This is a genomic window from Acidovorax sp., from assembly GCF_022763525.1.
Classification (GTDB): Bacteria; Pseudomonadota; Gammaproteobacteria; order Burkholderiales; family Burkholderiaceae_C; genus Acidovorax.
This window is the reverse complement of sequence record NZ_JALEGG010000246.1, coordinates 39,274-50,281: the sequence shown is the minus strand read 5'-3', so window position 1 is coordinate 50,281 and position 11,008 is coordinate 39,274. Positions and strand designations below refer to the sequence as shown.

General features: G+C 61.7%; 9 protein-coding genes and 1 pseudogene. 5 read left to right on the top strand and 5 right to left on the bottom strand.

Translation table 11 applies throughout. The features are described 5' to 3' along the window. Together MRY84_RS18985 and MRY84_RS18980 are read left to right on the top strand one after the other, a co-directional pair. On the top strand, positions 1-824 hold an 824-nt coding region (locus tag MRY84_RS18985), incomplete at its 5' end, for an alpha/beta hydrolase (RefSeq protein ID WP_363317569.1). Positions 825-918: 94 nt separating this feature from the next. Next, on the top strand, positions 919-1,407 hold the full coding sequence (locus MRY84_RS18980; protein ID WP_291507254.1) for a nuclear transport factor 2 family protein: 489 nt from the start codon (positions 919-921) through the stop codon (positions 1,405-1,407). A 185-nt stretch (positions 1,408-1,592) separates the two neighbouring features. Here the strand turns inward: MRY84_RS18980 and MRY84_RS18975 are convergent, their stop codons facing one another. The 4 genes from MRY84_RS18975 to MRY84_RS18960 form a co-directional block, all read right to left on the bottom strand. Next, positions 1,593-2,588 (bottom strand): hypothetical protein, encoded by a 996-nt coding sequence (locus MRY84_RS18975; protein ID WP_291507253.1) that lies wholly within the window; start codon positions 2,586-2,588, stop codon positions 1,593-1,595. A gap of 1,859 nt (positions 2,589-4,447) precedes the next feature. Continuing rightward, on the bottom strand, positions 4,448-4,909 hold the full coding sequence (locus tag MRY84_RS18970; RefSeq protein ID WP_291507252.1) for a hypothetical protein: 462 nt from the start codon (positions 4,907-4,909) through the stop codon (positions 4,448-4,450). A gap of 72 nt (positions 4,910-4,981) precedes the next feature. Continuing rightward, entirely contained in the window at positions 4,982-5,416 is a 435-nt protein-coding gene (locus tag MRY84_RS18965) for a GFA family protein (protein WP_291507251.1), read from the bottom strand. Positions 5,417-5,518: 102 nt separating this feature from the next. Next, positions 5,519-5,908: a GNAT family N-acetyltransferase gene (locus MRY84_RS18960; protein ID WP_291507250.1), complete on the bottom strand. Its 390-nt coding sequence runs from the start codon at positions 5,906-5,908 to the stop codon at positions 5,519-5,521. Positions 5,909-6,054: 146 nt separating this feature from the next. Between MRY84_RS18960 and MRY84_RS18955 the strand changes: the two are divergent. Beyond that, positions 6,055-7,056 (top strand): annotated as a pseudogene (locus MRY84_RS18955) (integron integrase). A gap of 201 nt (positions 7,057-7,257) precedes the next feature. Here the strand turns inward: MRY84_RS18955 and MRY84_RS18950 are convergent. Then, the gene (locus tag MRY84_RS18950) at positions 7,258-8,112 is read right to left on the bottom strand and encodes a UPF0149 family protein (RefSeq protein ID WP_291507249.1); all 855 of its coding nucleotides are present in this window, start codon (positions 8,110-8,112) and stop codon (positions 7,258-7,260) included. Between the two features lie 206 nt (positions 8,113-8,318). Between MRY84_RS18950 and MRY84_RS18945 the strand changes: the two genes are divergently transcribed. Together MRY84_RS18945 and MRY84_RS18940 are read left to right on the top strand one after the other, a co-directional pair. Beyond that, complete coding sequence (locus MRY84_RS18945; RefSeq protein WP_291507248.1) at positions 8,319-10,061, top strand: FMN-binding glutamate synthase family protein; 1,743 nt, start codon at positions 8,319-8,321, stop codon at positions 10,059-10,061. A gap of 8 nt (positions 10,062-10,069) precedes the next feature. After that, positions 10,070-10,882, top strand: a complete 813-nt coding sequence (locus tag MRY84_RS18940) for a hypothetical protein (RefSeq protein ID WP_291507247.1) — start codon at positions 10,070-10,072, stop codon at positions 10,880-10,882. Positions 10,883-11,008: the final 126 nt, after the last annotated feature.

Below are 11,008 nucleotides of genomic sequence, written 5' to 3'. Positions count from 1 at the left end.
GTGGCACCGTTGGCGCGCCGCCGCTGCTCCTGCTGCATGGTTTTCCCCAAACCCATGTGATGTGGCATCGGGTGGCGCAGCAGCTGCAGCACGACTACCGCCTCGTGATGCCTGACCTGCGTGGCTATGGCGACTCATCGCACGCGCCCGGCCTGCCCGACCACAGCAACTACAGCAAGCGCGCGATGGCGCAGGACATGGCCGAGGTAATGACCGCGCTGGGCCACGACCGGTTCTACCTGTGCGGTCACGACCGCGGCGGCCGCGTGGCCCACCGCCTGGCGCTGGACCATTCAGCGCGCGTGCAGAGGCTGTGCGTGATCGACATCGCCCCCACGCTGGACATGTACGCCCGCACCGACATGGACTTTGCGCGCGCCTACTACCACTGGTTCCACCTCATCCAGCCCGCACCCCTGCCCGAGACCATGATCGGCGGCAACGCGCACGCCTACCTGCACGCCAAGCTCGGCGGCTGGGGCAGCGCAGGGCTGGCCCACATCGAGCCCGCAGCGCTGGCCGAATACGAGCGCTGCTTTTGCCAGCCCGAGGCCATCCACACCGCCTGCGAGGACTACCGCGCCAGCGCCAGCATCGACCTGGACCACGACCGCGAAAGCCGCGCGCGGGGCGACAAGATCGCCTGCGACACCCTGGTGCTGTGGGGCGCGCATGGCGTGGTGCACCGGCTGTTCGACCCATTGGCGCTGTGGCAGGCGCAATGCGCAGGCGTGGTGACGGGCCAGGCCGTGCCTGCGGGGCACTTCATCCCCGAGCAACTGCCGGGCGACACCGCCGACGCGCTGCGCCACTTCATGCGCTGAGCGGCCTGCGCTGACCGCCAAATTGGGGGGCGCAACGGCAGCATGCAATACACGAGCCCCGGTGTAGCATGGGCGCCCCTGAGGAGGAGACCCCATGCACCCCAACGCCCAGACCCTGCAGCGCCTGTACACCGCGTTCGCGCAGCTCGATCACGCCACCATGGCCGCCTGCTACGCGCCAGACGCCACGTTTGACGACGAAGCCTTTTCGCTGAGGGGCCGCGACGAGATCGGCGGCATGTGGCGCATGCTGTGCGCAGCCACCAAGAAGCCCGGCGCCGCCGAGCACTGGAAGCTCGCGTTCAGCGGCATCGACGCCGATGCGACCAGAGGCAAGGCCCACTGGGAAGCCCACTACCTCTTCAGCGCCACGGGCCGCACGGTGCACAACATCGTGGATGGCACGTTCACCTTCACCCCTGACGGGCTGATCGCCACCCACCGGGACCGCTTCAACTTCTGGCGCTGGGCCCGGCAGGCGCTGGGTGCGCCAGGGCTGCTGCTGGGCTGGTCGCCTTCGCTCAAGCGCAAGGTGCGGAGTACGGCGACGGGGAATTTGAAAAAGTTTTTGGCGCAGGGGTGATGCGGCGCGTGGTCATGGGCGGGCACGCGATGGTGTGGTCGCTGCACAGCTCGCTCAACGCGGTTTGAACTCCAGCTCTCGGCCATGAGCAGCCTGTCGCGGCCAGCGAAAGCGGACTTTCGATGCGTAGAGTTGAGTCGGCCGCGCACGGGTTGTTTATTTCTACTCAAACGCCAATTGAGCCATCACTCCTTATACTTTCTGCATTGCTCAAAACGTTCATCGTTATTTGAGCTATAGCCTCTTCCCTCGATGCCAAAGATCTCTTGATCAGGAGCTTTAATTATTTTGGCCAATTTTTGGCAGGTTTCTGATTTACGGACGTTGCTGCACTCATAGCAAATCCTCCAAATTGTTGACTGCTTCAACGCCTTGTTTGCAATTCTTGGAAGTAACGTTTGCAAAATTGAAAAATTAGCATCACGTTCCCAGTAGTAGTCTTCGAGAATCCTATTTACTCGATAGTCCAATACTGGCTCGGACATTGAGACACTTTTTGCTCCAGGGGTGCTCTTCGGCTCAATAGGTCGGTTCGGGTTTGCTCCATTTTCCAATAAAAAAGCGACTATCTCAGGGTCTTGGCATCGGTGAAGTGGGGATAAACGATCCTTGCTTAATTGATTCACATCCCCGCCTTTCGCAATGATTTGCGAGTAGACAGCAATTTTTTCTTGGATCTCTTCTTTTGATCGTGGAGGCGGGGCGCCGGTAGTCAGACCTCTCCGATCCCTAGTCAAATTTGCACACCGCATGAATATGGTTTCTCGGCGGTAATCTCCTTCAGAGACGATGTTTGGATCTGCCCCTGCATCTAGGAGATATTTAGCGCCACTTTGATTGCCGCTTGCTATAACCAAGTCTAGCAGACGAATATTGGAACAGCCCGTCCACCAATTGATGAAGGTGGTGCGCCTATTTTCCAATGATGCTGAAGTGACTGCTGGATTCGTCCATATTGGGTGTTTTTTCCATGTCTCATATTTTTTTGTCCATTCTGCGATGTGATAAATGCGCGCATCGATTTCCGCTACTAACTCCTCCTCCGTGCCAAACATTGCCAATTTTTCAAGATCAGAACTCCCGCATTCAGCGCCTGCGCCACTGTATGCAAAGGCGCGTAGTGGCAGCGTGATAGAAGCCACAACCAAGAAGAAAATAACTGAAGCGTCAATTTTTAGCATCTTGAAAAAACTTTAGTAGCGAACTTTATACTGAAAAATCCGCGAAAGATGGACCTTGCGGAATATGTTTTTGACCACTTATTGTATTGCTCTTGATAGTGGCTTACAATTGGTTTGCATAAAATGCACTTTTGAAGCGTCAGAAAATAAGAATTTCGCAAACCCGCTAAATTTTGAACTAGCTAAACTATAACCCGCCAGCAAGCGGGGCGCGGGTTTTCTCGCTCTATTTCTGGATTGCGAGCAGGTCGATTGTGAGATCGACGACCCCTTTGGAAAACGGTTTCCACCGACTGCTTCGGGCCCTCATTAGACGATCACGCCGTTGGCTTAACATGATCGCCCTCAGCAGTCGACAAGATTGATCGCGTGTAAGGTTGAGCACCGAGCCCCGTTCTCTCCTGGACGTGGGCCAATGACACCCACTCAATGTGCTTGCCGCAGAGATGCACCGGAAACTCAATGAAGAGGCATGGGCGCATCAGCTGCTTCATGTGCGCGCTGGTCGTTAGTCGATACGGCAATGAGCTGCATGATTTAGCGTCAGGCAGGACCGCACGGACGCGCGGGAAAACCGCTGACACGCTAAGCAGAGGGGTATGGCCAGAGTAGGGTGACCCAATTTGGAGATCACCATGCGCCTTGCCACCATTGCATTGCTTGCAGCGGCTGCCACCAGCGTAGCCGCTCAGACGAACTCGACGGGGCAGGTCGTGCCCGGCGTCCCCGCCCCTTCGACCTCGTTCCCGGAAACGTCCACTTCACCCTCTCAGACGCCATCGGCGCCACCTTCACAAACGCCAGCAGAAACCCACGCTGCTCCTCCGGTAGCGCCGCCAGCGGCGACGCAGGCACCTGCAGCCGTGGGCGAGCCGCGAACCACGCCAGCGGCGGGGGCCGGGACATCATCTGGCGTTAGCACAGGGCAGCGCGTGGGCACTCCACGGCAACCCGCGAGCCCGCAGCAACCCACGACTACCCGGCCAAGTGTCATTCCTTCCCTGACGGGTAGCCAGCCCAGCACAACCACGGCACCATCGGCGCCTAGTGCGCCCAGTGCCCCCGCGGTGCCTGGTGGCGAGGCCGCGCCGCTCAAGCGCTAGCCTTTCGAGCGGGGGCGGAGTCCCCCAGGGGTCGCGTTAAGTTGTCCCCTCGGCAACCATGCGGGCGCAATGGCAACACTGAACTCCATATTCAGCGCCAGACGCAACGGCCACCCCGGCGCGCCGCTGTGCCGATTGGGAGGCCATTGAACGTGACTACCGCAGCGGCCAGTTCTCCGACCAGGAACTGGCCGACAATCCGGCAACACCGTTTCCGGCATACACGCTATTCGGCATCGCGCTGGATGAAGGCTCTGTCGCAGTTCCCGAGTGGAGTGACGAAGAGTTGGTTAACTCTACTCGCCAGTGCATATTTGAAGCAAAGGCATGCATCGATTCAAATCACCCCCTGCGAAGCATCGATGCGTTCATGGAACTCGGGGCAGCCTTCAGCGTAGACATCCAGAAAAGAGTGCTTGATACGGCGTGGAACTTTTGGACAGAGCGCATGACTTTGCCATTTTCTCCAACGAGAAATGGACGAAGCAATGTCGATTGCCGAAGCTCGCATTGCTGCCGGCGATTCTTCCTCATCGGCGGACAGACGCTCTACCAGCTCGCGTAGCCGCAACTAAAGGGTCACCCTGCATCGGGCGGATGACCGCTTCGGAGCAAGGCTGCACAGCCGGATTGGGTCCGTTAGCGCCCCTAGCCGTGGGGCAGAATTCGGCCACTAGCCGTCGGTGGTGGCAGGTGAAAGCGGGCGCTCAACGTTTGAATTAACGGGCGCCGCTAGGCGTCCCGTTGAATGAGGGGTTAGGCGGAATTCTGGCCCCACGCATTGACCTCGGCTTGTGCATTCATGGAGAACGGTGTGCCAAGGATGTAGCCGCGAAACAGCTTTTTCTCGAACGGCAAATACAACGCTACTGTAAGACCGCGCTTGTGTTCGAACAGGACCTTGATGGCTTTTGTGGTGCGCTGGCCTTCCAACGTGACTGTGACGTTCTCAGCGACGCCAATTGCCTTTAGAGAACGTTCTTTGGCCTGCTGACGAAGACCACCGTGCAACAAAGGGAGCACCTCCGTGGAGTTAGTGAGGTCGTTTGGCGGGGCTGCGGCGACGAGCCTAATTTCGCCTTCTTCCGTCAGTACGGCGGCGTGCGGCAGGAAGTTTCCTTGCTTCTGCAGAAACTTTTCAGAAAGATCAAACAACTGATTGGCGATCGCTCCAATCTCGGGTTTGAGTTCTGTGTAGAGCTCGGCACTATTGGTCATGCTTCTGACGCCTAACGTTCGAGGTAAGGGACGTCTTGCGGCTTGCCGCAAGACGTCCCCTTGACTGAAGGGTTAGGCGGCTGTTGGCTCAAAGCCAGATTCTCCGCCGAACTGGTGCAGCGCATCGCTGATGGAATGCCAGGCTGCCTTGTGATGCACAAAGTAGTGCGCCTTTGGCTTGGCCGGCAACTCGCCTTTAATCGCGCCTGCTGGAACACCAACGATTTCAGGGGCACGGGAATCGAGTGTGTAGACGTGAGAGCCGCAGTTGCTGCAGAAGTGGCGCACCACATTTGATGTGGCGCTGAACCGAGACACGAACTCTTGACCTGACGGAACCAGGGTGGATCTGGGGAAGCTGACCCAAGTGGTGAACGCGGAGCCACTCAGGCGGCGACATTGGCCGCAATGGCAATGAATGACACTCTTCGGTGGTGCCGAGAACTGAAGTGTGACTTGGCCGCAGTAGCACTGAGCTGATGTAGTGGCGGTGGTTGGATCTTGCATCGAATACTCGTTTTGGCAGCCTAACGTTCGAAATGAGCGGCGACCGCAGGCATGCGGAGCATGCCGGAGGGAGTCCGCTCGATGGAAGGGTTAGGCGCCATGCTAGCGGCGCCTTCGTTCCATGGCGATGGACGAAAACTCGAACCCAAGCTTTGAGAAGAACTCAGATGCTCCTTCGCGGCCAGCACGCAGAACCCAGGTGACCCTTTGATCTGTACTGATCGCGTGCTCAACGAGCTGCCGTCCTATGCCTCTGCCTCGATAGTCTGGCGCGACTACGACCATGGAGAGGTAGCCATTGGATAGGCCATCCGTGATGCCGCGCACAAACCCGACAACACAATCCTCTATCTTTGCAACGTTGGCGATCTGTGAGCCCGCGACAAGTTCTGTGAAATGCTCATAGCTTGCGATGCGGTGCTGCCAACCATTGGCGGCCAGCAGTTCGTACACGGCTCCCAGCTCAGTTGATTCGATGCGACGCAGTTCCATGACGCCTAACGTAATGTAGACCGCACCAAGCCGCAGGCCATATCTGGCGCTTGCGGTCTAAATGGGCGCGAAGAAAACGCGGAAAGGGGCTTGTAGCCTAGCTTGAGGGCATGAATGCTGTACAAAAATACAGTACTAAATTAGCCATGAAACCCGCCTCCCCTCCTGTGCTGCGCGCTACACGGTTGCTGGACCAAATCCGTGAGCGAATTCGTTACAAGCACTATAGCCTGCGCACCGAGCGGCCTACGTGCAATGGGTGCGCATGTTCGTGAAATGGCACGGCTTACGGCATCCACGAGACATGGGGCAGTTGGAAGTCGAAGGTTTTCTAGCCATGTTGGCTAACGAGCGGCGGGTGGCGGCTGCCACACACAACCAAGCGTTGAGTGCGCTGCTATTCCTCTACCGCGAGGTGTTGGGCATGGACTTACCATGGCTCGATGGCGTGCAGCGCCCGCGCACGCCCAAGCGCATTCCCTCGGTTTTGACGGTGGCCGAGGTGGCTGCTGTGTTATCGGCGCTTCCGACCGACATGGCCTTGCTGGCCCGCCTGCTGTACGGTACCGGCATGCGGCTGATGGAAGGCCTGCGCTTGCGGGTCAAGGACGTAGATTTCGATCGTGGGGTGGTCGTGGTACGCCAGGCCAAAGGCGACAAGGATCGGGTTGGGATGCTGCCACGCAGCTTGGCAGCCGAGTTGCGCCAACAGGTGCTCGCTGCAAGACCGGCAGGCGCAGTGCGATGGCGTGGACGTTCCGCATGCACTGGAGACCAAATACCCCGGCGTGGGGCAGCGCTGGGGATGGTTCTGAGTGTTCCCCGCTTCATCCCTGTCGGTCGACCCTCGCACGGGTACTTGGCGGCGCCATCACGTCTATGAGGAGCAATTGCAGCGCGCACTGAAGAAGGCCGTGGCACAGGCGGGCATTTGCAAACCCGTTTCTGTACACACCTTGCGCCACAGCTTCGCAACGCAATTGTTGCAGTCGGGCACGGACATTCGCACGGTGCAGGAGTTGCTGGGGCACTCGGATGTGAGTACGACGATGATCTATACCCATGTCCTGAAAGTCGCTGCCGCAGGAACCGCCAGCCCGTTGGACTCCCTGGACTTGCACTTGCACTTGCACTTGCAGCCGGGCTGAATGACGGCTTTGGAGCTTCTAGCTGGATGGCGGCTCAGGGCCCAAAGCAGCCAACCACCGCACTCGGCAAGCAGCAGGCAACCACTGGCCCTGAACATCACCCAAAGCCGCAGCGGGCATCAGCAGCAATACCAAAATAAATTGCCATCCAGCGCTTACTGGAAAATCGCGAATAGCTATCAAATCAGTAGCGATTTTCGATCACGCCCCGTGGCACTTCTTGTACTTCTTGCCGCTACCACAGTAGCAAGGGTCATTGCGCCCCGGCTCCGGCGCCTTGCGCACGGTCTCCACGCGCGGGCCCATGCTCTTCCACAGCTGGCGCAGGTCGTACACCGCCCAGATGGCCTCGCCAAAGGCATCCACGCGCGCGTGGCTGGTGCTGGGTGGGCCGTTCTCGTCGAACATGCAGACCTCGGGCTTGCCGGTGTCGTCTTCGGTGAGGGCGACGATGCGGTCCAGCGCATCGTCCAGCCACTTGGCGGCTTCCTTGTCGCGCGGGGCGGCCCAGTCCTCGGGCCAGTTTTCCACGGCGAACATGAAGCCCAGCGCCCAGACCTGGCCAAACGAGGGAATCTCCTGGTCGTCGCCCATCTCGGCGCGCTGCTCGTCGGTGAGGCTGGCCACCGCGCCCCGCATGTCCATGGCCTCGGGCTGGAAGGTGCGGTCGTCGTCCAGCGTCTTCACGTCGGTGTCGAGCTGGGCCACGATCTCGTTCCAGCGGCGGTCCCACAGCTCCAGAAAGCGCGCCTGCTGGGCGGCGTCGGCAAAGGCGGGCAGCAGCGGCAGCGGCTCGCCTTCGGCCACCTCCAGCTCGGCGCCGTCGCCCAGCAGCATGGGCAGGTACTCGGCGGGCCGGATGGGGCGGCGGCTGCAGATCACAGCCGTCATGAAGCCATCGCAGAACTCCCACTGCGGGATTTCTTCGCCGCGCGAGCGCAGGTCATCGAGGATGTTGTCGATCTCTTCCAGCTCGTCAGGGCCCAGGGCGGCGGCCGGGGCGGTGGAGGGGTCGAGTTCGTCGGTGGCGGGGGTGGGCGATGTGGGTTCGGTCATGGAAGGACTCCGGTCGTCAAGCGAGAAAGCGGGGGCTGCACGGCAAAGTTTTACTTTTATGATGCGCAGGCCTTGTGCCGTGGCGCTGGCCCACGCAGTGGCCAGGGGCGGTGCCTGGGCATAAAAAAACAATGCACGGCGCGCAGCCCGGCAACTCCGCAAAAAAAGGCGGCCAGTGTAGCCCCTTGCCTGAACCAGGACGCACCATGATCCACCAGCTCAACTCTTTGTACCCGGTGCGCTATACGGCCTTTGCGCTGTGCGTGTTCGGGCTGCTGCTGTCGTTGTTTGCGCTGGTGGCCTTTGGCGCGGGGCTGCCCGTGGTGCTGGTGTTTGCAGGCCTCGTGGCCCTGGGCGTTTACGACCTGCAGCAGACGCGCCACGCGATCCTGCGCAACTATCCGGTCATCGGCCACATCCGCTTCATGCTCGAATATGTGCGGCCCGAGGTGCGCCAGTATTTCATCGAAAGCGACAGCGAGGCGGCGCCGTTCTCGCGCGCGCAGCGCTCGCTGGTCTACCAGCGCGCCAAGGGCGACCCGGACAACCGCCCCTTCGGCACGCACCTGGACGTGGGCGCGCATGGCTATGAATGGGTGAACCACTCGTTAGCGCCCACGCAGCTGCCATCGCACGACTTCCGCGTGTGGATTGGTGGCAGCCCCGATGCGCCGTCATCGTCCGTGTCGCCCTGCACCCAGCCTTACCACGCGAGCGTGTTCAACATCTCGGCCATGAGCTTTGGTGCGCTGTCGGCCAACGCCATCCTGGCGCTGAACCAGGGCGCGAAGAAAGGTGGCTTTGCGCACGACACGGGCGAGGGAAGCATCAGCCAGCACCACCGCGTGCATGGCGGTGACTTGATCTGGGAGATCGGCTCTGGCTACTTTGGCTGCCGCAACCCCGATGGCACGTTCAGCGAAGAGCGTTTTGCGGCCAATGCCACCGACCCACAGGTCAAGATGATCGAGCTGAAGCTGAGCCAGGGCGCCAAGCCGGGCCACGGCGGCGTGCTGCCCGGCGCCAAGGTGACGGCCGAGATTGCGGCCGCACGCGGCGTGAAGGAAGGCGAAGCCTGCATCTCGCCCGCCAGCCACAGCGCGTTTCGCACACCGGTCGAGATGATGCAGTTCATCGCCCGGCTGCGCTTGCTGTCCGGCGGCAAGCCCACGGGCTTCAAGTTCTGCCTGGGCCACCCGTGGGAATGGTTCGCCATCGTCAAGGCGATGCTGGTCACCGGCATCACGCCCGACTTCATCGTGGTCGATGGCGCCGAAGGCGGCACGGGCGCGGCGCCCGTGGAGTTCAGCGACCATGTGGGCGCCCCGCTGCAAGAGGGCCTGCTCTTGGTGCACAACACGCTGGTGGGCGTGAACCTGCGCGACCGCGTGCGCATTGGCTGCGCGGGCAAGGTCATCAGCGCCTTCGACATCGCGCGCATGATGGCGCTGGGGGCCGACTGGTGCAACGCAGGGCGCGGCTTCATGATGGCGCTGGGCTGCATCCAGGCGCAAAGCTGCCACACCGGCCACTGCCCCACAGGCGTCACCACGCAAGACCCGCTGCGCCAGCAGGCCCTGGTGGTGCCCGACAAGGCCACGCGCGTGGCCCAATTCCACCGCAGCACATTGCACGCGCTGCAAGAACTGGTGCAGGCTGCCGGCCTGCGCCACCCCAAGAACATCACGGCCCACCACATCGTGCGCCGCATCAGCGACACGGAAGTGCGTCTGCTGTCCAACCTCGTTACCCGAATGCAACCGGGCGCACTGCTGGGCCCTCTGGATGCGCAGCACAACGTGTTTCGCCTGTACTGGCCCGTGGCCAACGCACACAGCTTTCAGGCCAGCGAGCCAGCGCTGGAACCCTCCATTCCCCACCATGTGGAGCTGGTGCACGCTGCGGCGGCCGGCACGGCGGCGGTGGTGGCCGGGGACGCAGCTGTATGAAGATGAAGATGGACGCCTCTACCTCCGCCGCCCCCGACTACGCCGCCTTTTTGCAGCAGCAGCTTGCCACCCAGCCCCACAACGTGATGGCCCATGTGCTGGGCGACGAACAGATCTGGATCAAGCGCGCAGGCGCCCCCCATGGCATGGGCCGCTACCGCGCCATGGCCGTGCTGGCGGCGGTGCTGCGCCTCCCCGTGCTACGCCCTGTGCCCAACCCCGGCGGTCCCACGGCGATTGCCACCGAAGTGCAGCGCCTGCGAGACCTGGCCGCCCGCGGCATCCGCGTGCCCGTGGTGCTGGCCGCGTTGCCCCAGGGTTTTGCCATGCGCCACCTGGGCCACACGGGCGAAGAGATCCACTCCCTTGGCAACGAGATCGACCATGCCGTGCAAGCGGGCGACACAGCCGCCGTGCTGGCGCTGTGGCAACAGGGACTGGACACGCTCACCCACGTGCACCGCCAGGGCACCTGCCTGAGCCAGGCGTTCGCGCGCAACCTGGTGCGCTGCCCCGATGGCGAGGTGGCCTGCATCGACTTCGAGGACGACCCCGCTGCTGTGCACCCGCTGGCGGTGTGCCATGTGCGCGACGCGCTGTGCTACGCGCACTCCACCGCGATCTATTTGCACACCAGCGGCACGTTGGCCGAAGGGCGCGAGCGCTGGGCGGCGTGGGTAGCCCAGGGCAGCCCGGAGATGCGGGTGGTACTGGCGACCAGTGTTCGCCGCATGGGGTGGATGCGGCGCTTGCCTGCGGACCGCAAACTGGGGCGGGACTTGCAGCGGGTGCGGGCGGCTTACGACCTGGTGCACGGCTGATCGAGGGTGGGCTGGGCCTCGCGCCTTGGGCTGCAGCGCCCTGGCGCAACGCGCTCCAGCGCCCCACCTGGCGCAACCCGCCGAGGGGATGGGTCGGCGTCGGCTGACAGGCCGCACGCTGGTGCG